This is a genomic window from Herminiimonas fonticola, assembly GCF_003293745.1.
Taxonomy (GTDB): Bacteria; Pseudomonadota; Gammaproteobacteria; order Burkholderiales; family Burkholderiaceae_D; genus Oxalicibacterium; species Oxalicibacterium fonticola.
In genome coordinates, this window is sequence record NZ_PTLZ01000003.1 from 111,236 (window position 1) to 135,291 (window position 24,056).

The following is a 24,056-nucleotide window of genomic DNA, read 5'->3' on the forward strand; positions in this document are numbered from 1 at the left end:
TCATGCAAAACTTCAATTTTGGCCGCTGGATCGTATGGGGTGGTTTTGCCTTGACTTTGCTGATCGCACCTTTGATTTTCAATAAAGGCGCCTCGCTGTCCTTACTGTGTCAGATGGGCACCTTCATCATTCTCGCATTGTCGTACAACATGCTGCTGGGTCAGGGTGGCATGCTGTCGTTCGGACATGCGGTGTATTCTGGGCTGGGTGCATTCTGCGCTATCCATGCACTTAATCTTGCCGCGGCCGGGAGTGTCGCGATACCGGTTACCTTGATTCCATTGGTAGGTGGTGTTGCTGGCTTATTTTTCGGCGCATTGTTTGGTTATGTGACGACAAAAAAATCCGGCACGACGTTTGCAATGATCACGCTAGGAATTGTGGAATTGGTGTTTGCCTGTTCGCTGATGTTTCCTAAATTTTTCGGTGGCGAAGGCGGTATTTCAACGAATCGGGTGATTGGTGAAGCTTTCTTCGGCATCAGTTACGGGCCACAGATACAGGTGTATTACCTAATTGCGTTCTGGCTTTTTATCTGCACGATCGCGATGTTTGCATTCACGCAGACACCACTGGGTCGCATTATCAATGCGGTACGGGACAATCCTGAACGTGCAGAATTCATAGGCTACGATCCGCAATGGGTGCGCTATCTGGTCTTGATGTTTTCTGCATTTTTTGCAGGGATTTCCGGTGGTTTGACGGCGCTCAATTTTGAAATCGTCAGCGCAGAAAATGTAAGTGCCTTGCGATCCGGCGCCATCTTGTTGTTTACCGTTATCGGCGGGGCCGGTTTTTTCTTCGGCCCGCTCATAGGCGCTATTCTCGGTGTGTTTCTGACGGTCATGCTGTCCGACTTTAGCAGCGCGTGGCAACTTTACTTCGGCGTATTCTTTTTGTTGATCGTCATGTATGCGCCTGGTGGAATTGCGGGTTTGATCATGCAAATTCCTGCTCTGATTCGCAGCGGGAAAATCAGATATGTGTTGCCACAGCTTGGTTTGACTCTGTTCGCAGGATTGTTGATGACGACAGGTTTTGTGATGATGGTAGAGATGCTGTATCACCTGACCTTGAATGCGGCGAATGGCAGTGGCATGCAGTTGTTCGGTTTTGCTGTTGATACTGCGCAGGTTTATTGCTGGCTATTCGCAACGACATTGCTGTGCATAGGTTTAGTTGGCGGGATCAATTCTAGAAAAAGACTTTTACATGCATGGCAGCTTGCCAATCCAGAACTTCTGGATGAAGAAAAACAGGTGCGTGTATGAGTGTGCTTGTACCCACACTGTCATCTGCTGCTTCCACGGTGCCGGCAATTGAACTCATCGACGTACGCAAGAGTTTCGGTAAAACGGAGATCATCCGCGGTGCCAACTTGCAGATAGCGCAAGGACAGCGCTATGCCTTGATCGGTCCGAACGGTGCCGGAAAATCCACCTTGTTCAATTTGATTTCCGGCCGTTTTCCTCTAAGTAGCGGCGATATCTTGTTGAACGGTACTAGCATTGCCGGTCGCAAGTCCCATCAGATTAACCGGCTCGGGCTATCGCGCAGTTTCCAAATCACGAACATTTTCCATCGTTTAAGCGTGTTTGAGAATTTGCGCTGTGCGGTGCTGTGGTCGTTAGGGTATCGATATTCGTTCTGGCATCGCTTGAGTGCTTTGAAAGATGCGAATGAACGCAGCGAGAAAGTACTGGAAGAAATCGGTTTGCAAGCAAGGCGAAACATAGAAGCGGGTTTGCTGACTTACGCAGAGCAGCGCGCGCTGGAGATCGGTATCACGATAGCGGGCGGTACCAGCGTTATCCTGCTGGATGAACCGACGGCCGGCATGAGCCGCTCTGAAGCCGAAGCGGCGGTTGAACTGATACGCAAGGTCACCGTTGGCAAAACGCTGCTGATGGTTGAGCACGACATGAGCGTCGTCTTCGATCTGGCAGATCGTGTTGCCGTACTGGTTTATGGCGAGATCATCGCGTGCGACACACCGGCAGAAATTCGCAATAACCAACAAGTACAACAAGCTTATCTTGGCGGTTCAACACTCAGCGAAGAAGTTGTATGAGTGCGCTGCTCCAAATCAATAATCTGCATGCCTACTATGGCAAAAGCCATGTGCTGCACGGCGTCGATCTGGTAGTGAATCAGGGCGAGATAGTTAGTCTGCTCGGACGTAATGGCGTAGGACGTTCAACTACCGTCAAGGCTGTAATGGGCATGGTCGAAGCGACTGGTTCGCTGAAATTCAAAGGCGATGAGTGCCTGGGTTTGAAGACATTTGAACTTGCGCAAAAAGGTTTGGCGTATGTAGCAGAAAGTCGCGATGTTTTTCCTACTTTGACGGTTGCGCAGAATCTGTTGTTGGGTGAAAAACGAACAGGCCAGTCGCGCTGGCATGCCGACGATATGTATCGTTTGTTCCCGTATCTGAAAGCCCGCCAGGATGTCGCCGCCGGTGTGCTGTCCGGTGGCGAACAACAAATGCTGGCCTTATGTCGCAGCTTGATCGGTGATCCTGATCTGATCATGATCGATGAACCGACTGAAGGCTTGGCACCGCAAATCGTCGCGGTGGTTGCGGAATTTTTAAAAGAGTTGGTACAGCGTGGCGTATCGGTTTTGTTGATAGAACAAAAGCTCGATATCGCGTTGAAGATCTCTCAACGCGTCTACGTGATGGGACACGGAAAAATTGTTTTTGAGGGGACGCCGCAAGCATTGCAGGCAGATGCGGCAATACGCAAAGAATGGCTGGCAGTTTGAAGAAGGCTGTCGACTAAAACTTTTCGAAAAAAACAATGCAGGCGACAGAGTTCAATTGAATCCTGCCGCCTGCTTTTTTACTTGCGCGGCAAACAGTGTGTCGTAAGTTGTCAGCAACGTTTTGATCGATATGCGTTTTGCTGAGGATCAGGCTGTCAGGTGTCAGAGACAGTGGAGACCAGAGTGCACACGCGGTTGCGGCCGGATTCTTTTGCCTGATATAGCGCCTGATCTGCGGTTCTTACCAAATCTTGCGCCGAATTTCCTGCCAGGCTGCGCACCGGCACAATGGACGTTACACCAGCGCTGATGGTCACGATGGATCCTGGATTTTCTGCATGCTCGATGTTCAGTTCCTGTATTGCGGCACGAGTGCGTTCGGCGACCACGGTTGCGCCATCGATATCCGTGCCGGGTAACAGAATGGCAAATTCTTCGCCGCCATAACGGGCAACCAGATCGCCGGTTCTGCTTTGTAATTTCTTTAATACGCGACTGACTAATCGCAGGCATTCATCACCTTGTGGATGCCCATAGCGATCGTTGTATTTTTTGAAGTGATCGACATCCAGCATGACAAGCGCGAGTGGTGTTCGATTGCGCATGGCACGTACGTATTCTTCATCCAGAGCCGCATCGAAACGTCGGCGATTCGCCAAGCCGGTCAAGCCGTCCAGCAAGGCTAAAGCTGCCAACTCACCGTTCATTCTTTCCAGATCATCTCTGGCTATACGCAATTCAGCTTGTGCACGTTCGCGTATCGTGATTTGATGAATCAGGCGCAAACCCATTATCCATAGCAACACGATGAGGACAACGCTGGCTGATACATAGCGTATGGTTTCCTCACGCCAGCCAGTCAGCACTTCTTCCGTGGAGAGTGCAACAGAAATCAAGACCGGGTAGTGATCAAGACGACGATAGCTGCTGATACGTTCTACCTGGTCAATTTTGGAAACCAAAATAGCTGTGCCGGATGGGCCATGTTTGGAGTAGTGCTGAAATATAGAGCCTTTGCTGACATCGCTGCCTATCAGTTTTTCGTCGAAGGGGCGACGTACCAGCAAGGTTCCGTTTTGTGTCGCCAGAAAAATTGCACCGGATTTTCCTATATCAAAGCTTTCGTAATACGAACGGAAGTATTGCATGCTGATTGTCGCTAATACGACGCCGGAAAAACTGCCATCAGGATGTTCCAATCGTCGCGATACGGTAATGATCCAGTCGCCGGTAGAGCGGCTGCGTACTGGCGGTCCAACATGTGGGCCGCGATCGGCATGATCGCGATGGAATATGAAATATTCACGATCAGAATTATTGAATTCGGTACGCAGGACTTCTTGCGAGTTAACGATCCATCTACCCTTGTCGTCGTAGACAAAAAGACCATGCAGCAAAGGCAGGTCTGCCACGCGTTGGCGCATGAACATGTTCATGCGATCGAGATGTTCGCTATCCCATGGATTCTGTTCCAGTGTTTCCACCAGCCCGACCAAGACATTGTCGATGCCGCCTATGGTGTCTTCACCATGTTGCGCCAGCGCTCTCGCCATATTGGCAGTGGCTGTCTTGGTTTCGTTTAATGTGGTCGTGCGTGCATTCCAGCTATTCCAAGTGAGAATGCTGATCAATAAAAAGGTAACGGTGACGACAAATGCAGTGAGCATTCCCTGCAAGGAAAGTCGTTTTGATTTTGTTGGGGTGGTAGGAGTATGAGTGGTCAAAATTCATGCCAAAACAAAGTGTGCAGAATTATAACGCGCGACAACAACGGTTAAGTCCCATTGAGTATCCCACCGCTATTGCGCGCTTCTATTTATTTTTTTCCAGATTAAAGCATTTCTCTTCAAGAATTGGCATCCGGATTTTAGAGCCAATATTCCAATCGACGTGCCATCCACTCTTGGATGCGATCCGAAGTCGGACGTTGCTCCCATTTTTCAGGATTGATTTCGAGCGAATTTTTCAAGTCTTCATTAAAGGCGCTTTCCATCACGGCACCGAAATTCTGATCAATGGCAATCAGATTAACTTCGCTGTTATGCAAAAAACTACGCATATCAAGATTGGTAGAACCGACGGTCGACCAGTAACCATCAATGACTGCAGTCTTGGCGTGCAATACCGATGCCTGCAATTCGAAGATGCGTACGCCGCTGGCCATTAATTGTGTATAGAAAGAACGACCGGCATGCCTCACCAGGCTGGCATCGGAAACGCCCGGAAAAACAATCCTCACGTCGACACCACGTTTGGCTGCCTTGGTAAGTGCGTCCACCATTTGTGCATCCGGCACGAAATAGGAATTGGTGATGTGTATGGATGTTTTTGCCTCCTGCATGGCCAGAATGTAAGCCTTGTATATTTCATAGTCACCGTCGGGTTCGCTGTCGATGACGCGCACAATTTTGTCGCCTACGGGCTTTAATGGAGGGAAGTATTTTCTTGCAGCCAGGTCGTCGACTTTTTGGCTGACCCATGTTTGCATGAACAGCCATTGAAATGAGGCAACGGCAGGGCCTTCAACCTGAATGTGCGTGTCGCGCCAGCCCAGATTTGCGCGACTTTTTGAGCGCGAGCGGAACAGCGAGGCTGAGGAATAGTCGTCCGTAATATTGATGCCACCTGTAAAAGCGATCATGCCATCAACCACCAGAATTTTGCGATGATCGCGATTATTCAAACGCCATGAAATCATCCGTTTGAATGGATTGACTGGATTGAATTCGACGACGCTGATGCCAGCATCACGCAGCTTCTGGAAGAATTCCGGAGACGTACTGAGCGAGCCTATGCTGTCGTAAATAATATTTACCTGCACGCCTTCGCGCTGCTTTTGTATCAGCAGATCGGCGAATTCTCCGCCCAGACCTTCCTGATCAAAAATATAGGTTTCCAGGTTGATGTGGTCTTTGGCATTTTTGATCGCGGCCATCATTGCAGCCATCGTCTTCGGACCGTCATTAAGCAAAGTGAGTTTGTTGCCGGCGATGAGCGGCCGGCCGGTCGCTGCTTCTTCCAGTGCGGCCAGTTCTGGCAAATCGACTTTTGCGCTGCGCAGTCTTTGTGCGAGCAAGGATTCTGTTTTTTGTTTGGAGAGTGTGTTGCCTTGTGCGGTTTGCACGGAGGCAGAATTTTGCGGGTCCAACGATGTTTTTAAATAATGAACATCCGGCAGGGAAGCACAAGCACTCATCAAAAGACACAGCGCCGCGAGAGTAGGGTTCTTCAAAAATTGAACGCGAAATTGATTATGCATGATGATTTTTATATTTTAGATTGTTCAAAAAAATCAATAGCGGCTTGATTGAAGCTTCATTAGCCAAGTCCGCGTGCAAACATCTATCTCATCTTGGAAGCGAGTGCGCATTGCTGTAGAGACGATAATCAATATGACAGAAAATTCTCTCAAAAGTTGGCTTCAAAGCAAACTTTCTTTTCTCGATGTAGCTTTAGTTTTGAATCCTTGTAATTTTTACAGACGGATATTCTCATCTCTGATCTAAAGTATTCAGGGCATTGGCCGATAAGAAGTAAGAAGCGCCATTTCAGGTGCATGTAGAGGCGAATATGGACGTAAGCAATATTGCGAATTTGGCGACAAATCTGGCGCAACAACGCAACGATATGGATATCTCGGTTGCTGTTTTTAAAAAGGCTCTGGATGCGCAAAGCTCTGCAGCGCTTTCCTTGATTGAGGCTATCCCTACGGTGTCGCTTCCTCCTCATCTCGGTAATAACGTCAATACAAAAGCCTGATCAAAAAGCTTTTTACGGTTGCAAAATCGACCATATGTCCGCATCTATTTTTCTTTGAGAAAATAGACAAGGATGACAATGGAAACTGCAGACGCGATACACGAATTCTGGTTCGGCACAGACGCGGATGACGTCAAGGCTGCCGATCAAAAGAAAAAACTCTGGTGGTCCAAGGACGCTGCGATTGATAACATCATCGTGCAGCGCTTTGAAAAATCTACATTGGCCGCCGCCGATGGGGCATTGGACTTCTGGAAAACTACTCCGCGCGGATTGCTGGCGCTCATTCTTCTGACTGATCAATTTCCCCGCAATATGTATCGCGGCACAGCAAACTCGTTTGCATACGATCACATCGCCTTGCAATTGAGTTTGCAAGCACTGGAGCAGGGTGTTGACCAACTATTGCGGCCAATAGAGCGTGTGTTTGTCTATTTGCCGCTGGAACATTCTGAATCGATAGACGATCAGGAACGCGCAGTGCAATTGTTCGAGCAGCTTGCGCGCGATGTAGTACCTGCGCAGAAAAGCACCTTCGATGGCTTCCATCAATTTGCGATTCGTCATCGCGACATCATTGCCCGCTTCGGGCGCTTCCCTCATCGTAATGAAATCCTGGGGCGAACTTCGACTGAAGAAGAAATTTCATTTCTGAAAACAGCAGGATCTTCGTTTTAACAGAGCGCTGACTGTCTGCTTCGGCCGCTTGAATCCAAACCCTAAGCAGACGATCCAAGCATCACTTCCATCAATATGAACTTTCATTCATAACTATTGCCAAAGAGATCGCCATTTACTTAATAGGGATCGCTATGGACTGTCCAGTTTGTCAGAATACAAAACTTTTGATGTCAGATCGAAAGGGCATCGAAATCGATTACTGCCCTAACTGCCGCGGTGTTTGGTTGGATAGGGGGGAGCTCGACAAGATTATTGAGCGATCAACTGAGGACGACTCTGCGCCGTCTCGTCCACAGAGCCGTGCGGAACCAAGCCAGGGGCAGCAGTATCAGCAGCAGGGATTTGGCCACAACCAACAGACGCATAACCATCAGCAACAAGGTCATTACAAAAAGAAGAAGGGTGGATTTCTTGGTGAATTGTTTGACTTTGATTGAGGGAATACCTCGGTCATGAAATCCGCTATCAGCCAGTTTCTGGCTGATAGCTGCCATCTGTCTTTAGGCGACGTTGCTATAAATACGATTAGAAGTTCGTATGCAATTGAAATTAAGCAGAGTTCTGGGTATCGAATTCTGCTTTCGCAAATAACTCTGCAGTCCATTCCGCGAAGGCTCTTACCTTTGCCGACAGATGTCGATTCGGTGGATACAAAATCCATACGGGAATCACTTCAGATACGTAGCCGTCAAGTACAGGCACCAGCTGACCCGAAGCGGTGTATTCAGTTGCGATAAACGTCGGCAGTTGTATCAAGCCTATGCCTGAGCAGGCAGCGACTGCGCATATATCGAAATCGTTGATAGCGACCCGTGGGCGACCCTGGATCGTAGTCTGTACTTCGCCTTGCTCATAAATGAATGGATAAGTCTTGCCGGTTTTGGATGAGAAAAAACTGACGACTTGATGGCGCTCCAGTTCTTCCAGATCTTTTGGCGTGCCGTGTTTGGCGAGATAGGAGGGCGCTCCATAGGTGATCATGCGGAATTCGCCCAGACGACGTGCCACCAGCGATTCGTCGTTGATATCGCCCCCGCGGATCACGCAATCTATCCCTTCATTGATCAGATCCACTGGTCTGTCAGAACAACCCATTTCGAGATCGATCTCGGGGTAACGATCAAAGAATTCGGCGAGTGCAGGGGCGAGAATGCGACGACCGACTGCACTGGGTACGTCGACGCGTAATCTGCCTTTCGGTGTCATCGCAGCATGGCTGACAGCGGCTTCGGTTTCTTCCAGTTCACCCAACAAACGTATCGCGCGCTCGTAATAGCCTGCGCCTTCCGGCGTGACGCTGACGTGGCGCGTGGTGCGGTTCAACAGTTTGACGCGCAAGCGTTTTTCCAATGCGATGACTTGTGCAGATACGGTCGCCTTCGGCAAATTCAATGAGACTGCAGCTTTGGTGAAGCTCGTTAGTTCAACCACGCGGGTAAAGGCCAGCATTGTGTCGAAGCGATCCATCGCGTTTTTCCGTTATCGATTAAAGTTGTTGTGATTCTAGTGTATTTATTCTCACGCTTCTTTGAAAGCAGGGACCTTACGCGCTGCGTCACGAGATCTTTTTAAGTTGCCATCAAATGCAATCTCATTTTACTCAACAGGAAACTGCATGATTACTCTCTATACGTGGACCACGCCGAACGGGCGCAAACCGGCAATCATGCTGGAAGAACTCGGTGTGCCTTATCAGGTACGTGCGGTCAATATCGGCAAGGATGAGCAGTTCGCACCATCCTTTTTGGCGATTGCGCCGAACAACAAGATTCCCGCTATCGTGGATGAAGATGCAGAAGGCGGTCCGCTGCCGATTTTCGAGAGCGGTGCGATCCTGACTTATCTGGCAGAAAAGCATGGGCGTTTTTTGGCTCCTTCCGGTCGTGCACGCTATAAGGCACTGGAATGGTTGCATTGGCAGATCGGTGGACTGGGTCCGATGCTGGGTCAGCTCGGATTCTTTGGCGTGCGCTCCAAAGATAAATCACCGCTGGCAATTGATCGTTTTGTCGAAGAGTCGGATCGGCTGCTGACGGTGATGGACAAGCAGCTTGCCAGCAGTACTTATCTGGCTGGTGACGACTATACGATTGCGGATATTGCGTGTTACCCGTGGACCATCGCAGCAACGATTACCTTGAAAGACGTGCTGGCGGAAAGCCTGGCGACCAAACCATCTGTGCATCGCTGGTTGCAAACTGTAGGTGAGCGCCCAGCAGTGAAAAGAGGGATGACAATTCCCAAGCTTTAAAGCGAGACTGAAATAAAAAACGCTCGATATCTTTATCGAGCGTTTTTGTTTTTCTACGAGAATTTCGTTCAGCGAATTAGCTAGCGATCTGCTTGTATATTGGCCATGCACGCATTGCAGTCGCGGCGATCGCCAGCAGCTTGTCACGATTACCACCGCTATCTCGCGCTTGCGTCGACATGCCTTGAATCACTGTTGTATAAAAACTTGCAAGCGCACCGGCATCTGTATCCGGATGCAATTCGCCTTCGGCAATTCCCCTTTCTATTCTTGTCGTGATCAGGGTTTCCACATTATCGCGACGCTCGGTCATCGCGCTCTGCACATGTTCGGATGAAGCAGAGCAGTTGGTGGCAGCGGTTACGACCAGACAACCGGGCGGATGACTCGGACAAGTGTTATCTACAGCACTGCTTTGCAACAGACGTTCAATCGCATCGCGCGCAGTCGGTGCCTGATTGAACAGGCACTGCAACGCGTCGCAACTCTTGGTTGAATAACGTTCTACCGCTTCCAGAAAGAGCTTTTCCTTGTCACCGAATGCAGCATACAAACTCGGCGGCGTAATTCCCATCGCCGACGTCAATTCCTGCAGCGAAGCAGCTTCATAACCGTAACGCCAAAACACCAGCATCGCGCGTTCGAGCGCAACTTCGCGATCGAATGAAAGCGGTCGGCCAGTCTTTTTACGTGGTTTTTCGGATTTATTTTCTATTTCCATAGTGATCGATAGTAAACCTCTTGACACCTGAAAACAAGCGCTATAAAGTCACAAACTTAATTCATAGCGATCGCTATTAAATATGACGTTTGCATGACAAGGCGTCATTTCCCAGAGTGTATTTATTAAAAAGATGATTGAAGGTCATCAATTTTTGCGTCAAATATGATCGACTGTCCAGAAATTATAGATAGTTCTTCATAAATATCAGTATTTATCTTTGATTGATGGATTCATATACTCCTTCCATCGAATCAAGTTTTACGGGAGCAACAAAATGAAAAATCAAATTTCTCGGCGTATTTCGCGTCACTTATACCAAGCCACTGCTGTTGCCGCAAGCACATTGGTGATCTCTGTTGCACTGCAAAACGGTGCTTTCCAGGATGCGATTTACGACGGTGCACTGACCGGCGGTGCAATGTGGGCCAGCGCAACTTCGGTCGGTTCTTTTGCACAATCGACTTCGGTGGAGCATCGCTGAGATGAGTTCGACCGGCACAAGTTCAGCGTTTGATCCTTTGACCACTTCGTTCAAGACGTCGGCAGAATCGCGCGAAATCGGTTTGCGCGTATTTGGCAAAAACGGTGGAAAAAGCAGAACAGCTGAATTGTTGCCGCTCGTCGTTTACTTCCACGGTGGCTTCTTCACTTGCGGTGCGGTGGAAGATGCTGATGGCATTGCCAGCGCATTGTCGGAAAAAGCAGTCGTTGTCGCCGTGGATTATCCACTTGCCGGCGATGATTCCTTTCTCGATATCACCGAAGTTGCATTCGAAGCCTTGCAATGGGCATACGACCATGCAGACGGATTAGGCGCTGACGGCACGCGCGTGATGGTGGCTGGCGATCAGGCAGGCGGCAATCTGGCCGCGGCAGTTGCGATGATTGCACGCGACAGATTGACACCAACCACACGCGGCATCTGCCTCAAAGGTCAGATTTTGATCACACCTATGCTGGATCCTACCCAATCGACCAAATCCATGAAGGCACTTGGTAAATGCGTGTGTCAGGAAGGTTGGGCTGCATACCTGCCTTCGACAAGTGACGCCTTGCACCCGTATGCGGCGCCTGCGCAATCGCGTCGTCTCAGTGGTTTGGTTCCGGCATTGGTAATCACCGCACAGAACGATGCCTTGCGCGATGAAGCCGAGCAGTACGCATCAAGTTTGATCGCCGCCGGCGTACCGGTACAGGTTCGTCGCTTTGCTGCAGAAAGCGGACAACTGGTCGATCCGACTCACGCAAGTTTTTCATCCGTCATTTCAACGATTAAGCAATTTATTCAGGATCCAGCCTGATCCGGCACTTTTTGGCAAAAGCCTTTTCATCTTTCACAAACATCCTTATTTACGCTTACTTAATTTTTCAGGTGAATAAAAAATGCAAACCTCCACCACACCACGGTTTTCTCGTAGCGCGATTGCGATTGCAGTCGGCGTCCTATTAGTCATTGGTGTCGCTACCGTATCGTTGACCGGCCATGCAGAAAAATCTGCACCTGCTGCACCGGCAGCGACACCAGTTACGGTTGCGAGTGTCATCGAACGCTCTGTTACTGAATGGGACGATTTTTCCGGCAGGGTGGAGGCGATAGAACGGGTTGAAATTCGTCCGCGCATATCCGGCACCATCGACGCTGTGCATTTTCAGGATGGTCAGTTGGTGAAAAAAGGCGCATTGCTGTTCACCATCGATCCACGTCCATACAAGGCTGAACTGGCGCGTGCCGAAGCTGCACGCGCAGGCGCGCAGGCCCGTTTGACATTGTCAAAAACAGAACTGGATCGTACCCGTCGTTTGCTGGAAGACCGTGCAGTTGCGCAACGTGAGCTGGACCAACGCGAAAATGCATTGCACGAAGCTGATGCCAATCTGAAAGCTGCAGATGCTGCAGTACTGACCGCACGTTTGAATCTGCAATACACCGAAATCACGGCGCCAGTTAGCGGCCGCGTCTCGCGTGCCGAGATCACAGTCGGCAATCTGGTGGCAACCGGACCAACCGCACCGACATTGACGACACTGGTTTCGGTATCGCCGGTCTACGTCAATTTTGAAGTCGACGAACCTACTTATATTCGTTATGCAGGCAACGGCACGGTCGGCAACAGCGGTGTGAATCGCGTCCCGGTTTCCATCGGTCTGACCAGTGAAGAAGGTTATCCGCGTCAAGGTCATGTGAAGTCCTTTGACAATCGCATCGACAACAGCTCCGGCACGATACGCGTGCGCGCCGTGTTCGCAAATGAAGACGGCACGCTGACGCCAGGCATGTACGCACGCGTACGTACCGGCGACTCCAATGCAAAGAATGCATTGCTGATCGATGACAAGGCAGTCGGTACCGACCAGGACAAGAAGTTCGTGATGGTGGTCGGTGCGGATAACAAGGCGGTTTATCGTCCGGTGACTTTGGGCCCTATGGTGGAAGGTTTGCGCGTGGTTCGCAGCGGCTTGAAACTGGATGAGCGAATTGTCGTGAACGGTCTGCAACGGATACGTCCGAATGACACCGTCGCACCGGAAGTCGTGAAGATGGATGCGCGTGTTGCGAGCGCCAATACAGGCAAGTCGGCAGGGCAGGCGGCTTCGAGTGCAGTCAACTAAATCGAAATTCAATTTGATTTAAACCATCAAGTTGAATTTCCAAGCTGACTTCACTATCCACATTTAAAAAGAAGAAACTGAAATGAATATCTCTCGATTTTTTATCGATCGCCCCATCTTTGCCGGCGTGCTGTCGGCCATCATCCTGATCGGTGGTTTGATCTCGATGGTCAGTCTGCCGATTTCCGAGTATCCGGAAGTCGTTCCCCCATCGGTCGTGGTCAAGGCCAACTTCCCCGGTGCCAATCCGCAAACCATCGCGGAAACCGTTTCCACGCCGATTGAAGAGCAGATCAACGGCGTCGAAGGTATGTTGTACATGCAATCGCAAGCAACGTCCGATGGCTTGATGACATTGACGGTTACTTTCAAACTGGGTGTGTCGCCGGATCAGGCGCAACAACTGGTGCAGAACCGTGTGAATCAGGCATTGCCTCGTTTGCCCGATGTCGTACAGCGACTCGGCGTGACGACGACCAAGAGTTCGCCTGATCTGACGATGGTGGTCCATTTGGTGTCGCCTAACGATAGATACGACATGGCCTACCTGCGTAACTATGCCGTGCTGAATGTGAAAGATCGTTTGGCGCGCTTGCCAGGCATAGGCGCAGTGCAACTGTTCGGTTCGGGTGATTACTCGATGCGCGTCTGGCTGGATCCGCGCAAGGTTGCCGAACGCGGCTTGTCGGCCAATGATGTGGTTGAGGCGATTCGCGAGCAGAACGTCAATGTCGCTGCCGGTGTGATAGGTGCATCGCCATCCGTACCGGGTGTCGATTATCAAATCTCTGTGAATGCACAAGGTCGTTTGACGACCGAAGACGAGTTCCGCGATATCGTTATCCGCACCTCGCCTGATGGTGTGGTCACACGCTTGCGCGATGTGGCACGTGTGGAACTGGGTGCCAGCGAATATGCATTGCGTTCTTTGCTGAACAACAAGTCTGCGGTAGCGATTCCTATTTTCCAGTCGCCAGGTTCCAATGCGCTGGATATTTCTAACAACGTCCGCAAGACGATGGCCGAGTTGAAAAAGGACATGCCGGAAGGCGTCGACTACAGCATCGTTTACGATCCGACCCAGTTCGTACGGGCGTCGATTGAAGCGGTTGTGCATACCTTGCTGGAAGCGATTCTGCTGGTCGTGATCGTCGTGATCATCTTCCTGCAAACATGGCGCGCATCGATCATTCCCTTGCTGGCGGTGCCGGTGTCGGTGATCGGTACGTTCGCGGTGATGATGGGACTCGGCTTTTCGATCAATGCGCTCAGTCTGTTCGGGCTCGTGCTGGCAATCGGTATCGTCGTCGATGATGCGATTGTGGTGGTCGAGAATGTCGAGCGGAATATTGAAGACGGACTCACCGCGCGTGAAGCGACTTACAAGGCGATGCGTGAAGTGTCCGGCCCGATTGTGGCGATTGCGCTGACTTTGTCGGCTGTATTTATTCCGCTCGCATTTGTCAGCGGTTTGACTGGTCAGTTCTTCAAACAGTTCGCTTTGACAATTGCGATTTCGACCGTGATCTCGGCTTTCAACTCGCTGACCTTGTCGCCTGCATTGGCTGCCTTGCTGCTGAAAAGCCACGGCGCGCCGAAAGACAAATTCCAGTTGTTGATCGATCGTCTATTCGGCTGGTTCTTCACACGCTTTAATAAAGTCTTCCATCGCGGTTCGGAAAAATACGGCACCGGCGTTACCGGTGTGTTGAAACGCAAATCGGCATCGCTGGCAGTGTATGCAGTGTTGATAGGTGCGACGATGTTCCTGTTCCATCATGTACCGGCCGGCTTCATTCCTGGCCAGGACAAGCAGTATCTGGTTGGTTTTGCACAATTGCCGGATGCCGCTTCGCTGGATCGTACGGAAGACGTGATCCGTCAAATGTCCGAAATCGGCATGAAGACACCGGGCGTTGAATCGGCAGTGGCTTTCCCTGGCCTGTCTATCAATGGCTTCGTCAACAGCCCTAGTTCAGGCATCGTTTTCATGTCGCTCAAACCGTTTGAAGAACGCAAGAGCAAAGAGTTGAGTGGCCCGGCGATTGCGCAAAGTTTGAATCAGCAAATGTCCGGCATTCAAGGTGCATACATTGCAATGTTCCCGCCACCGCCGGTGCAGGGTCTGGGTACCATCGGTGGCTTCAAGCTGCAGATTCAGGATAGGGGCGCATTGGGCAAGGAAGCATTGAACGATGCATTGAAAGCGTTTTTGGCCAAGGCTTACCAGGCCCCTGAACTGGCTGGCATGTTCTCCAGCTATCAGATCAACGTACCGCAACTGTATGCCGATCTGGATCGTACTCGTGCACAGCAACTTGGTTTGTCGGTACCGGCTGTATTCGATACCTTGCAGGTTTATCTGGGCTCGCTGTACGTCAATGACTTCAACAAATTCGGTCGGACTTTCCAGGTACGTGTACAGGCAGATGCACCGTTCCGTGCCCATGCTGAAGATGTCGGTTTGTTGAAAGCACGTAACAAGAATGGCGAAATGGTGCCGCTGTCATCGGTATTGAAAATGACGCAGAGCTACGGCCCTGATCAATTCATCCGTTACAACGGTTTCCCGGCAGCGGACGTCAACGGTGGACCTGCACCTGGTTACAGTACAGGTCAGGCGCAAGCTGTGGTTGAGCGTCTATTGGCAGAAACACTGCCGCGTGGCATCAGCTATGAATGGACCGAGATCACGTATCAGGACAAGATTGCCGGCGATACCTTGTTCATCATCTTGCCGTTGGCAATGTTGCTGGTGTTCTTCGTACTTGCTGCGCAATATGAAAGTCTGGCTTTGCCGCTCGCCGTCTTGTTGATCGTGCCTATGGGCTTGCTGTCTGCCATCTTCGGTGTCTGGTTGACCGGTGGCGACAACAACATCTTTACGCAGATCAGTTTGATCGTGTTGGTGGGGCTAGCCTGCAAGAATGCGATTTTGATTGTCGAGTTCGCTCGTGAACTTGAACATCAGGGACGTGAAACCTATGCAGCAGCAATTGAAGCAGCACGTTTGCGTCTGCGTCCTATTCTGATGACATCGATTGCGTTTATCGCTGGTGTAGTGCCACTGATTCTGTCTTCCGGTGCTGGTGCAGAAATGCGTCATGCGATGGGTGTTGCGGTGTTCTCCGGCATGATTGGTGTAACTGCATTCGGTCTGTTCCTGACGCCTATCTTTTACGTGTTGCTGCGTACGCTGGAGAAGAAATTCACCCGCAAGAAGGAACCGGAAGGCGAGGCCTACGTGGCTCATTCGGCTCCTGTCGCGTTGGACACTCAGCACAATTACGAGGGTTGATCATGAAAAAATTTAATTTAACTCTTACTGCTTTGGTCGCGGCACTGGTACTCGCAGGTTGCTCTACGGCGAAACCGCCGGATCAGGTGAAACTCGATTTGCCTACGCAATATCGCGAAAAGTCCGAACAGCTGGATGGCGCATGGAAAGTTGCTACGCCAGCCGACAATACAGATCGTGGTGCCTGGTGGAAGGTGTATGGCGATAACGATCTGGGTAACCTGATCGTTGAAGCGACGACCTCGAATCCAAATCTGGCAATGGCACTGGCGCGCGTAAAAGATGCGCGTGCTGCTGCCGGTGTAGTCGATGCTGATCGCGGTGTGCAGGTTGATGTCGGCGTAGGTCCGACTCGCGTTGGGAATGCACAAACAACATCAACCACTTATCGTGCACCTTTGTCGTTCTCGTACGAAGTCGATTTGTTCGGTCGCTTGTCCGACTCCAGTCGTGCTGCACGACTGGATGCAGAAGGGCAGGAGGCTGCGTATCGTTCCGTTCTGCTCGCATTGCAATCGGATGTCGCGCAACTGTATTTCACGATACGTTCACTTGATTCGGAAATCGATGTTCTGCAAAAAACCATAGACTTGCGTCAGGAGGCACTGGATCTGGCACAGCGTCGTTTTAATGCAGGCGACACCAGCGAGCTGGATGTAGCGCAGGCAAAAACCGAATGGGCTACCACCAGCGCCGAGCTGGAAGGCGTCAACCGTGAACGCGCACGCAGTGATCATGCATTGGCGATTCTGCTGGGCAAAGCACCAGCTGAATTTACTTTGGTCGTCGCTCCGTTCAACGCACCTATCGTGACAGTACCGGCTGGCTTGCCATCCGATCTGCTGGAACGCAGACCGGATATTGCACAGGCGCAGCGTCAACTTGCCGCATCCAGTGCACGTATCGGTGCGGCCAAGGCAGCCTTCTTTCCGAAGTTGCTGTTGACCGGTTCTGCCGGTTACGAGTCCAACGAATTGCGTGACTTGTTCAAATGGTCTAGCCGTAGCTGGATGCTGGGACCTGTAGTTGGCACCATGTTGTCTATGCCATTGTTTGATGGCGGTCGCAACAAATCCAATCTGGCACGCGCCGATGCTAACTACGAAGGTATGGTTGCCAATTATCGTCAGCAAGTATTGGTTGGTTTCCGCGATGTCGAAGATAACCTGAGTGCGTTGCGTACCTTGGATAGACAAATGGTGTTCGAAGAGCAGGCAATCAAATCGGCGCAACTCGCTGCGCGCCTGGCAGATTCGCGTTATCGCAATGGTTCGGCCAGTTACTTTGAAGTGATCGATGCACAACGTTCCAATCTATCGTCGCAACGCTCACGCGTACGCAGTGCAGGTCAACGTGCAGTGGCATCGGTGGGCTTGATCCGTGCATTGGGCGGTGGCTGGGAGTCGCCAGTGCAGAAAGATGTACCGCCGCTGGCGCAGCAACAGTAAAAGGAAGTTATCAAATAAAAACACCGACAGAATCGATGACTCTGTCGGTGTTTTTTTATGTGCGCTTAATTAGCTTGAGTGGTGCTTTTCAAATACTTTTTTGATTGACGCGTTTGCTCAATGCTTCCGCGCTTTCCTTGCGTTCACTGTAGCGGTCTACCAAATACGATGATGCATTACGCGTCAGCAAAGTGAATTTAAAAAGTTCTTCCATGACATCGACCACGCGATCGTAATAAGGAGATGGTTTCATCCGACCATCTTCATCGAATTCCAGAAAAGCCTTTGCAACCGACGACTGGTTGGGGATCGTGATCATGCGCATCCAGCGGCCGAGTATGCGCATTTGATTCACAGCATTGAATGATTGTGAGCCGCCGGAAACTTCCATCACGGCCAATGTTTTGCCTTGCGTAGGACGGACCGCACCGATGGCTAATGGGAGCCAGTCGATTTGCGCCTTCATGATGCCGGTCATCGCACCGTGACGTTCCGGCGAACACCAGACCATGCCTTCGGCCCATGCTGCCAGATCACGCAGTTCCTGTACTTTGGGATGATCATCGGGCGCACTGTCAGGCAAGGGTAGGCCATGCGGATCAAATATTTCGACTTCGCCACCCATTGCTTCCAGCAGGCGTGCGGCTTCCATAGTAAGCAATCGACTATAGGAACGTTCACGCAGAGAACCGTACAACAATAGAAATCTTGGCGCATGAGTTTTTGCAACGCATGCTAAATGCTCTGCAGTTGGAACGCGAAAATGTTCGTTCGAAATCGCCGGTAAATCAGAGAGAGGATCTGTCATGAGAATGTTGAAATTATTTTGCTTCGTACCAGTTTTTTGACCGGTTCACGATACCTACGATCAGCAGCATGACGGGAACTTCAATCAATACGCCGACTACCGTTGCCAATGCAGCGCCAGATTTAAAGCCGAACAGGCTGATGGCTGCAGCAACTGCAAGCTCGAAGAAATTGGATGCACCTATCAATGCTGAAGGGCAGGCGACAGAATGTTTTTCGCCGACGACTTTGTTCAACCAATACGCCAGGGCAGAATTAAAAAATACCTGTATCAGGATAGGCACGGCGAGCAGGGCAATGATCAGAGGTTGTTCGATGATGGCATTGCCCTGGAATGCAAACAGCAAAACCAACATGAGTAGCAAAGCGCTAATCGACCACGGTTGTATCCGTTCCATTACCTTATCAAAGCCGGCTTGTCCCCGACGTAAAAGATGTTTGCGCCAAACTTGAGCAAGCAACAGTGGAACGACAATGTAGAGAAGCACCGATGTCGCTAGCGTGGCCCATGGCACGTTGATGCTCGATACACCCAGCAACAATGCAACCAAAGGTGCGAATGCAAAGACCATGATCAAGTCATTGATAGCAACTTGCGATAGCGTGAAGTAGGGATCGCCGCCGGTGAGGCGGCTCCAGACAAAGACCATCGCAGTGCAGGGGGCGGCAGCCAACAGTATCAAGCCGGCGACATAAGAATCCAGTTGATCGGCTGGCAGATACGGTGCAAACCAATGCCGGATAAAAAGCCAACCCAGGAAAGCCATAGAAAATGGTTTGACTGCCCAGTTGATAAACAGGGTGACGCCCATGCCGCGTGCATGCCCTTTGATTTGCTTCCATGCCGCAAAATCGATCTTGATCAGCATAGGAATAATCATCAGCCAAATCAGCACGCCGACCGGCAGATTGACCTGGGCGATTTCGAGTGCGCCTACGGCTTGTACCGTAATCGGAAATGCCTGCCCAAGAAAAATTCCGGCGATGATGCACAAACCTACCCACACACTCAGATAGCGTTCGAAGTTATTCATGGATGTGTCTGTCCGCGTATCGGCGGCTTTGCATAGGCTAGACATGGAGACTCAATCAGTGAGGGCGTGAACCGATGGCATCCATCTCGCGCTTGATCGCAGTTTTTTCCAGCGTAGCGATAGGCAAATTGTTCAGCAGATTGATGCGGCTGTAAATCTGCTTGGCAATTTTGGAAAACACGGCACGTTTTTCATCTTCGGTGCCGGTAGCCGCTGCCGGATCTTCAAAACCCCAATGTGCAGAAACGGGCTGACCTGGCCATATCGGACAGACTTCGCCGGCGGCGTTATCGCAAACAGTAATGATGAAATCCATCTTAGGCGCGTCCGCTGCTGCATATTCATCCCAGCTTTTGCTGCGCAAATTGTCCGCAGCGTAGCCAGTCGTTTTGATTTGTTCTATCGCGAATGGATTGACCGTGCCGCCGGGATGGCTGCCGGCGCTATAGGCACGGAAGTGCCCGTTGCCTATCGTGTTCAACATGGCTTCAGCCATGATGCTGCGTGCAGAATTACCGGTGCAGAGGAAAAGTACGTTGTACGTCTTGTCATTCTGTTGCGTAGTCATGTTGCTTCCTTTGTGGGATGTATGGTTGAGCGATATAGCTAGGAGACTGTTTCTTCTGGAGTACAGCAGGCAACGACGGGAGTGCAGACGTTGCCGCCGCAACAGTTTTCAGTAAGAAAACCGATCACCGCATTCATGGTGCTGAAGTTGGCTGAGTAAATGACGTAGCGGCCTTCTTGCCTCGCCGTGATCAGGTCGGCATGCGCCAGTTCTTTCAAGTGGAAAGACATGGACGAGGGCGCGATGCCCAGTTGCGCACCGATTTTGGTGGCGGCCATTCCTTCCGGACCAAGTTGTATCAGCAGGCGAAAGACAGCGAGGCGTGATTCTTGTGCGAGTGCCGCCAGGGCGACGATAGTGGCTTTGGTATCCATACAGATCCTTTATTCAATGTTTCAATTATTATTGAAATGACGGAAAAAAACAAGCATTCTCGTTTTATGGGTGCGCCATATCGTCATGTGGAGCATGGATATCCGCTGGATTCTGCACGATAGCGTCGAATTTCACTGCATTTGACGATGCATTAGTTGATGCATTAGTTGCTGCATTAAGTGATGCATTAGACGATGCATTTTTTCATTGCGTATGCAGCAGGGTGGGATTGCGGTCGCAAGTCCGGCGCATTAGCCGGCGCATTATTGAGTGCCTTGCCGCGTCGCGAGCAGCTGCATCACAGGAGCCAGGTTTTGTGCCGACTTGCTGTAGTCATTCCACGGCGTATTGCCTTGTTCCAGTCGCGTCCGGATAGTGGCGATAGTCCAATGTGCGCTGCCATGCAACTGTGCGATTTCGTCGCGCGAGACCGGTACCGATACAGCGAGTCCGGGACGCGCACGCACTGACCAGGCGGCGACCGTGGTGGCACCGAAACCATTGCGCAAGTAATCGATGTAGATTTTTCCAATGCGATTTTGCGCGCCGCTTTTGGCGACAAAATGCATGGGGTAGATGGCGGCTGCGTGAAGCACGATGGCATGGGAGATATCCCTGACGGTTTTCCAGTCATGCAGCGGCTGCAGCGGAACCACGATGTGCATGCCTTTGCCGCCGCTGGTTTTGACGAATGGCGGCAAGCCCAGTTGCTCCAGCAGTGAGCACATCAGCAAGGTTGCTTCCTGCGTCATTTCCCACGCTACGCCGGCGCCGGGATCCAGGTCGAAGGTCATGCGGTCAGGTGTGTTGATTGCGGTTTTCCTGCTGTTCCAGGTATGGAATTCGATCACGTTGATTTGGGCTGCCGACAGCAGGCCCATGGGGTCGACGATTTCTATCAGCGATGCATGTTCCGGATCGAGTGACCGGTCGAGCAAGGCGATGCCTTCCATGGGTGCGTCCAAATGTTTTTGGAAAAACAATTCGCCGTCTATACCGAGCGGCGCGCGTACGACGGATACCGGCCTGTCCTTGAGGTGAGGCATCATGAAAGGGGCGACCAGCGAGTAATAGCGAATCAGATCGATCTTCTTCATGCCGGTGTCTGCATCCACGACACGATCCGGATGACTGACATGGACCTTGTTGTACAGCACAGGCCTCGCCCCCACGTCCGACTGAGGACTCGACGCCATTGCCGCGGGCGTGTCGGCGGCAGCTGATGTGCGACCAGGGCGATCAACATCATCGCTACCGTCTGCCGTCATATTGGGCCGGGCCGGGACATCTTCGCAATCCAGATCGGCCACGCTATCCGGCATGGCATCGACGATGCTGAATTCGGCAGCCGGACGCACATACTGGTCCTTTTCCTTGATCAGCAACCATGTCTCTTTTTTTTCGCCTTTTCCTTTCATGCGTATCAATACCCATTTTCCGTGCAGCTTGTGGCCATACAGCGCGAATTGCAGATGACCGTCGCGATAGCCCTGGTGCGGGTCGCCGTCAGGTATCCAGGTCCCTCTATCCCAGATGATGACTTCGCCGGCACCATACTGGTTTTCCGGTATGCGTCCTTCAAAACTGTTGTAGGAAATCGGATGATCTTCGACATGTACCGCCAGCCGCCTGTCTTTGGAATCCAGGCTCGGCCCCTTGGGAATGGCCCAGCTTTTCATCGTGCCATCGAGTTCCAGCCGGAAGTCATAGTGCAGTTGAGTGGCCCAGTGTTTCTGGATGACGAAGGAACGTGCTGCTGGATGCGCCACGCCACCTGCGGCTGGTTCCGGCGTCACGCTGAAGTCGCGTTTTCCCTGATAAGTCTTGAGAGGGTGGGAGGCCATGATCGACGCCCTATAAAAAAGCGATTGATACTTGATGCTACGCCTACCCGACTATCGTTTCGCAAATAAATGCGGAAACGATGCGCGTTGTACGCACTTTATCCTGTGTATATGGGATAGCGGTTGCCTGTCATCCACGTATCATGAAAAGCGAAAATACATAGTTGATACAGCCGCCTGTCTTTCATTGGAATGAACCCGCACCCGGAGCATGCAATGCGCACTGAAAAACTATTTCCCATACGCATTGTTCGACTGTTTCTGATCGCGCTTATTGCATCTTGTTGCATGCAGGAACCCGTCTTTGCACTTGACGATAATGCGTCCAGGCGCGCTCCCGTCATGCTGGCCAATGTGTATCACGCCGACATTGATTTGCACGCGTATTGGGTAAGCGAAAAATATGATGGCATACGCGCTTACTGGGATGGCAAGACACTGTGGACCCGTGGCGGGGAAGCGATTGCGGTGCCTGCATGGTTTGTAGCCGGCTGGCCGGAGACTGCACTGGACGGCGAATTATGGGCAGGGCGCGGAGGATTTTCCGATGCAGTATCGACTGCACGGCGGCAAGTGCCGGATGATATCGCGTGGCGAAAAATGCGTTTCATGGTGTTTGATTTACCTGCGCACGCCGGCACTTTTGATCAGCGATTGCCGATACTGCAAACTACCGTTGCGGCAATTGGATTGCCATGGGTTCAATCGGTGAAGCAAAGCAGGGTGAGTGATCATCGCAGCTTGCAGAAAATGCTCAGCACGGTGACAAAGGAAGGCGGCGAAGGTTTGATGCTGCACCGCGGTGCATCGTACTACCGCGCAGAACGCAATGACGACTTGTTGAAACTCAAGTTGCACGATGATGCCGAAGCACGCGTGATTGCCCATATCGACGGCAAGGGGAAACATGCCGGTCGCCTCGGTGCCTTGCTGGTCGAGATGCCGAACGGGCAGCGCTTCAAACTCGGGACCGGATTCAGTGATGCGCAACGCGCGCAGCCGCCTATGTTGGGTAGTCTGGTGACGTATCGTTTTCGTGGCGTGAATGACAGCGGCATTCCGCGCTTTGCGAGTTTTTTGCGTGTGCGCGAAGATTTGTAATTTCAGCGGATAAATTCTGCTGCTATGGATATACTGATTTGCCAGGCAGAACTTCAACAACACTCGTCCACCAAGGAGACATCATGTTTATTCCCCATTTTTCCAAATCGGTTATTGCCGGTTCGTTGATGTGTGCCGCATCGTTCGCCTGGGCTTTGTCGCTGGCTGATGTCAGCAACAAGGATGCGACGAGCGGCGTCAAGGCAGCGCTGGAAAAAGGCGCAACCATCGCTGTCGCCAAGCTTGGCGTTGAAAACGGTTTTCTGAATAACGAGAAGGTGAAAATCGGTATGCCGGCATCGATAGAAAAAGCGATGCCCTTGTTACGCATGACTGGTCAAGGCAAGAGAATCGATGAATTACAGGTATCGATGAATCACGCTGCCGAATCGGCTGTCGCACTGGCCAAGCCTATGTTGCTGGATGCTGTGAAGTCGATGTCGGTAAGCGACGCGAAGAATATCCTGACTGGTGGTGAAACCTCGGTAACGGATTTCTTCCGCCAAAAAACGGCTACACCTTTGAGCGCAAAATTCTTGCCGGTCGTGAAAAAAATCACAGATGGGAACGGCTTGTCATCCCAATACAATGCGGTGATGGGCAAGGCCAGCGCCAGCGGTCTGGTATCGAAAGAAGAAGCAACGGTGGAAAGTTATGTCACACAACGCGCACTGGATGGTTTGTACACGATCATTGCCGAAGAAGAAAAGGCGATACGCGCTGATCCGGTAGGCAGCGGCAGCGCAATTCTGGGCAAGGTGTTTGGGGCGATGAAATAAAAATGAAG

23 protein-coding genes and 1 pseudogene are annotated in these 24,056 nt (G+C 51.2%); 14 read left to right on the top strand and 10 right to left on the bottom strand.

The annotated features are described in order from the left end of the window. The first annotated feature begins 2 nt into the window (after nucleotides 1-2). Genes Hfont_RS11515 through Hfont_RS11525 form a run of 3 tightly spaced genes read left to right on the top strand, consistent with a single transcriptional unit; the run spans nucleotide 3 to nucleotide 2,769 of the window. Nucleotides 3-1,271: a branched-chain amino acid ABC transporter permease gene (locus Hfont_RS11515; protein WP_112992561.1), complete on the top strand. Its 1,269-nt coding sequence runs from the start codon at nucleotides 3-5 to the stop codon at nucleotides 1,269-1,271. Further along, nucleotides 1,268-2,071, top strand: coding sequence for an ABC transporter ATP-binding protein (locus Hfont_RS11520; protein WP_112992562.1), 804 nt, complete (start codon nucleotides 1,268-1,270; stop codon nucleotides 2,069-2,071). The genes Hfont_RS11515 and Hfont_RS11520 overlap by 4 nt, the downstream gene beginning before the upstream one ends. Beyond that, the gene (locus Hfont_RS11525; RefSeq protein WP_112992563.1) at nucleotides 2,068-2,769 is read left to right on the top strand and encodes an ABC transporter ATP-binding protein; all 702 of its coding nucleotides are present in this window, start codon (nucleotides 2,068-2,070) and stop codon (nucleotides 2,767-2,769) included. Before Hfont_RS11520 ends, Hfont_RS11525 begins: the two co-directional genes overlap by 4 nt. A gap of 155 nt (nucleotides 2,770-2,924) precedes the next feature. On the opposite strand, the gene Hfont_RS11530 is transcribed toward Hfont_RS11525, so the two are convergent. After that, nucleotides 2,925-4,436: a sensor domain-containing diguanylate cyclase gene (locus Hfont_RS11530; protein WP_112992564.1), complete on the bottom strand. Its 1,512-nt coding sequence runs from the start codon at nucleotides 4,434-4,436 to the stop codon at nucleotides 2,925-2,927. Between the two features lie 200 nt (nucleotides 4,437-4,636). Continuing rightward, on the bottom strand, nucleotides 4,637-6,028 hold the full coding sequence (gene cls, locus Hfont_RS11535) for a cardiolipin synthase (protein ID WP_112992565.1): 1,392 nt from the start codon (nucleotides 6,026-6,028) through the stop codon (nucleotides 4,637-4,639). Between the two features lie 311 nt (nucleotides 6,029-6,339). Here cls and Hfont_RS11540 point away from each other — a divergent pair, with 311 nt between their 5' ends. The 3 genes from Hfont_RS11540 (at nucleotide 6,340) to Hfont_RS11550 (ending at nucleotide 7,646) form a co-directional block, all read left to right on the top strand. Continuing rightward, nucleotides 6,340-6,528, top strand: coding sequence for a YjfB family protein (locus Hfont_RS11540; protein WP_112992566.1), 189 nt, complete (start codon nucleotides 6,340-6,342; stop codon nucleotides 6,526-6,528). Between the two features lie 78 nt (nucleotides 6,529-6,606). Further along, nucleotides 6,607-7,206, top strand: coding sequence for a DUF924 family protein (locus Hfont_RS11545; RefSeq protein WP_112992567.1), 600 nt, complete (start codon nucleotides 6,607-6,609; stop codon nucleotides 7,204-7,206). A 134-nt stretch (nucleotides 7,207-7,340) separates the two neighbouring features. Beyond that, nucleotides 7,341-7,646, top strand: a complete 306-nt coding sequence (locus Hfont_RS11550) for a TFIIB-type zinc ribbon-containing protein (protein ID WP_112992568.1) — start codon at nucleotides 7,341-7,343, stop codon at nucleotides 7,644-7,646. A 112-nt stretch (nucleotides 7,647-7,758) separates the two neighbouring features. Here Hfont_RS11550 and Hfont_RS11555 read toward each other — a convergent pair whose 3' ends face one another. Beyond that, nucleotides 7,759-8,676 (bottom strand): LysR family transcriptional regulator, encoded by a 918-nt coding sequence (locus Hfont_RS11555; protein ID WP_112992569.1) that lies wholly within the window; start codon nucleotides 8,674-8,676, stop codon nucleotides 7,759-7,761. A 148-nt stretch (nucleotides 8,677-8,824) separates the two neighbouring features. Here Hfont_RS11555 and Hfont_RS11560 point away from each other — a divergent pair, with 148 nt between their 5' ends. After that, nucleotides 8,825-9,460 carry a glutathione S-transferase family protein gene (locus Hfont_RS11560; RefSeq protein ID WP_112992570.1) on the top strand — a complete coding sequence of 212 codons (636 nt, stop codon included), beginning with the start codon at nucleotides 8,825-8,827 and terminating at the stop codon, nucleotides 9,458-9,460. Nucleotides 9,461-9,536: 76 nt separating this feature from the next. Here the strand turns inward: Hfont_RS11560 and Hfont_RS11565 are convergent, their stop codons facing one another. After that, a complete protein-coding gene (locus tag Hfont_RS11565; RefSeq protein ID WP_112992571.1) occupies nucleotides 9,537-10,181 on the bottom strand; it encodes a TetR/AcrR family transcriptional regulator in 645 nt (214 codons plus the stop codon). 277 nt (nucleotides 10,182-10,458) lie between these two features. Here Hfont_RS11565 and Hfont_RS11570 point away from each other — a divergent pair, with 277 nt between their 5' ends. The 5 genes from Hfont_RS11570 to Hfont_RS11590 all read left to right on the top strand — a co-directional run bounded on the left by Hfont_RS11570 (nucleotide 10,459) and on the right by Hfont_RS11590 (nucleotide 17,540). Beyond that, complete coding sequence (locus Hfont_RS11570) at nucleotides 10,459-10,665, top strand: hypothetical protein (RefSeq protein ID WP_112992572.1); 207 nt, start codon at nucleotides 10,459-10,461, stop codon at nucleotides 10,663-10,665. Nucleotide 10,666: 1 nt separating this feature from the next. Then, nucleotides 10,667-11,485: an alpha/beta hydrolase gene (locus tag Hfont_RS11575; RefSeq protein WP_112992573.1), complete on the top strand. Its 819-nt coding sequence runs from the start codon at nucleotides 10,667-10,669 to the stop codon at nucleotides 11,483-11,485. An 82-nt stretch (nucleotides 11,486-11,567) separates the two neighbouring features. Then, nucleotides 11,568-12,794 carry an efflux RND transporter periplasmic adaptor subunit gene (locus tag Hfont_RS11580; RefSeq protein ID WP_112992574.1) on the top strand — a complete coding sequence of 409 codons (1,227 nt, stop codon included), beginning with the start codon at nucleotides 11,568-11,570 and terminating at the stop codon, nucleotides 12,792-12,794. Nucleotides 12,795-12,876: 82 nt separating this feature from the next. Further along, nucleotides 12,877-16,092 (top strand): efflux RND transporter permease subunit, encoded by a 3,216-nt coding sequence (locus Hfont_RS11585; RefSeq protein WP_112992575.1) that lies wholly within the window; start codon nucleotides 12,877-12,879, stop codon nucleotides 16,090-16,092. 2 nt (nucleotides 16,093-16,094) lie between these two features. Then, nucleotides 16,095-17,540: an efflux transporter outer membrane subunit gene (locus tag Hfont_RS11590; RefSeq protein WP_112992576.1), complete on the top strand. Its 1,446-nt coding sequence runs from the start codon at nucleotides 16,095-16,097 to the stop codon at nucleotides 17,538-17,540. 88 nt (nucleotides 17,541-17,628) lie between these two features. Here Hfont_RS11590 and arsH read toward each other — a convergent pair whose 3' ends face one another. The 6 genes and pseudogenes from arsH to Hfont_RS15325 all read right to left on the bottom strand — a co-directional run. After that, nucleotides 17,629-18,348: an arsenical resistance protein ArsH gene (gene arsH / locus Hfont_RS11595; protein ID WP_112992577.1), complete on the bottom strand. Its 720-nt coding sequence runs from the start codon at nucleotides 18,346-18,348 to the stop codon at nucleotides 17,629-17,631. A gap of 13 nt (nucleotides 18,349-18,361) precedes the next feature. Then, nucleotides 18,362-19,381: an ACR3 family arsenite efflux transporter gene (arsB, locus tag Hfont_RS11600; protein WP_206604474.1), complete on the bottom strand. Its 1,020-nt coding sequence runs from the start codon at nucleotides 19,379-19,381 to the stop codon at nucleotides 18,362-18,364. 55 nt (nucleotides 19,382-19,436) lie between these two features. After that, nucleotides 19,437-19,949, bottom strand: coding sequence for an arsenate reductase ArsC (locus tag Hfont_RS11605; protein WP_112992579.1), 513 nt, complete (start codon nucleotides 19,947-19,949; stop codon nucleotides 19,437-19,439). Nucleotides 19,950-19,987: 38 nt separating this feature from the next. Next, the gene (locus Hfont_RS11610; RefSeq protein ID WP_112992580.1) at nucleotides 19,988-20,323 is read right to left on the bottom strand and encodes an ArsR/SmtB family transcription factor; all 336 of its coding nucleotides are present in this window, start codon (nucleotides 20,321-20,323) and stop codon (nucleotides 19,988-19,990) included. Nucleotides 20,324-20,587: 264 nt separating this feature from the next. Next, a complete protein-coding gene (gene ligD / locus Hfont_RS11615; RefSeq protein ID WP_421800999.1) occupies nucleotides 20,588-21,646 on the bottom strand; it encodes a non-homologous end-joining DNA ligase in 1,059 nt (352 codons plus the stop codon). Continuing rightward, a pseudogene (locus tag Hfont_RS15325) lies at nucleotides 21,623-22,168 on the bottom strand (DNA polymerase ligase N-terminal domain-containing protein); the annotation flags it as partial. The pseudogene Hfont_RS15325 and the gene ligD, both read right to left, overlap by 24 nt. Before the next feature lie 192 nt (nucleotides 22,169-22,360). Here Hfont_RS15325 and Hfont_RS11620 point away from each other — a divergent pair. Beyond that, the gene (locus tag Hfont_RS11620; protein ID WP_342353491.1) at nucleotides 22,361-23,269 is read left to right on the top strand and encodes a DNA ligase; all 909 of its coding nucleotides are present in this window, start codon (nucleotides 22,361-22,363) and stop codon (nucleotides 23,267-23,269) included. Nucleotides 23,270-23,352: 83 nt separating this feature from the next. Beyond that, a complete protein-coding gene (locus Hfont_RS11625; protein ID WP_112992583.1) occupies nucleotides 23,353-24,048 on the top strand; it encodes a DUF4197 domain-containing protein in 696 nt (231 codons plus the stop codon). The last annotated feature ends 8 nt before the right edge of the window (nucleotides 24,049-24,056 follow it).

Coding starts and splice junctions, on each gene's coding strand:
- Hfont_RS11515 (WP_112992561.1), top strand. CDS start 3: ATGCAAAACTTCAATTTTGGCCGCTGGATCGTATGGGGTGGTTTTGCC.
- Hfont_RS11520 (WP_112992562.1), top strand. CDS start 1,268: ATGAGTGTGCTTGTACCCACACTGTCATCTGCTGCTTCCACGGTGCCG.
- Hfont_RS11525 (WP_112992563.1), top strand. CDS start 2,068: ATGAGTGCGCTGCTCCAAATCAATAATCTGCATGCCTACTATGGCAAA.
- Hfont_RS11530 (WP_112992564.1), bottom strand. CDS start 4,436: ATGCTCACTGCATTTGTCGTCACCGTTACCTTTTTATTGATCAGCATT.
- cls (WP_112992565.1), bottom strand. CDS start 6,028: ATGCATAATCAATTTCGCGTTCAATTTTTGAAGAACCCTACTCTCGCG.
- Hfont_RS11540 (WP_112992566.1), top strand. CDS start 6,340: ATGGACGTAAGCAATATTGCGAATTTGGCGACAAATCTGGCGCAACAA.
- Hfont_RS11545 (WP_112992567.1), top strand. CDS start 6,607: ATGGAAACTGCAGACGCGATACACGAATTCTGGTTCGGCACAGACGCG.
- Hfont_RS11550 (WP_112992568.1), top strand. CDS start 7,341: ATGGACTGTCCAGTTTGTCAGAATACAAAACTTTTGATGTCAGATCGA.
- Hfont_RS11555 (WP_112992569.1), bottom strand. CDS start 8,676: ATGGATCGCTTCGACACAATGCTGGCCTTTACCCGCGTGGTTGAACTA.
- Hfont_RS11560 (WP_112992570.1), top strand. CDS start 8,825: ATGATTACTCTCTATACGTGGACCACGCCGAACGGGCGCAAACCGGCA.
- Hfont_RS11565 (WP_112992571.1), bottom strand. CDS start 10,181: ATGGAAATAGAAAATAAATCCGAAAAACCACGTAAAAAGACTGGCCGA.
- Hfont_RS11570 (WP_112992572.1), top strand. CDS start 10,459: ATGAAAAATCAAATTTCTCGGCGTATTTCGCGTCACTTATACCAAGCC.
- Hfont_RS11575 (WP_112992573.1), top strand. CDS start 10,667: ATGAGTTCGACCGGCACAAGTTCAGCGTTTGATCCTTTGACCACTTCG.
- Hfont_RS11580 (WP_112992574.1), top strand. CDS start 11,568: ATGCAAACCTCCACCACACCACGGTTTTCTCGTAGCGCGATTGCGATT.
- Hfont_RS11585 (WP_112992575.1), top strand. CDS start 12,877: ATGAATATCTCTCGATTTTTTATCGATCGCCCCATCTTTGCCGGCGTG.
- Hfont_RS11590 (WP_112992576.1), top strand. CDS start 16,095: ATGAAAAAATTTAATTTAACTCTTACTGCTTTGGTCGCGGCACTGGTA.
- arsH (WP_112992577.1), bottom strand. CDS start 18,348: ATGACAGATCCTCTCTCTGATTTACCGGCGATTTCGAACGAACATTTT.
- arsB (WP_206604474.1), bottom strand. CDS start 19,381: ATGAATAACTTCGAACGCTATCTGAGTGTGTGGGTAGGTTTGTGCATC.
- Hfont_RS11605 (WP_112992579.1), bottom strand. CDS start 19,949: ATGACTACGCAACAGAATGACAAGACGTACAACGTACTTTTCCTCTGC.
- Hfont_RS11610 (WP_112992580.1), bottom strand. CDS start 20,323: ATGGATACCAAAGCCACTATCGTCGCCCTGGCGGCACTCGCACAAGAA.
- ligD (WP_421800999.1), bottom strand. CDS start 21,646: ATGCCGGATAGCGTGGCCGATCTGGATTGCGAAGATGTCCCGGCCCGG.
- Hfont_RS11620 (WP_342353491.1), top strand. CDS start 22,361: ATGAACCCGCACCCGGAGCATGCAATGCGCACTGAAAAACTATTTCCC.
- Hfont_RS11625 (WP_112992583.1), top strand. CDS start 23,353: ATGTTTATTCCCCATTTTTCCAAATCGGTTATTGCCGGTTCGTTGATG.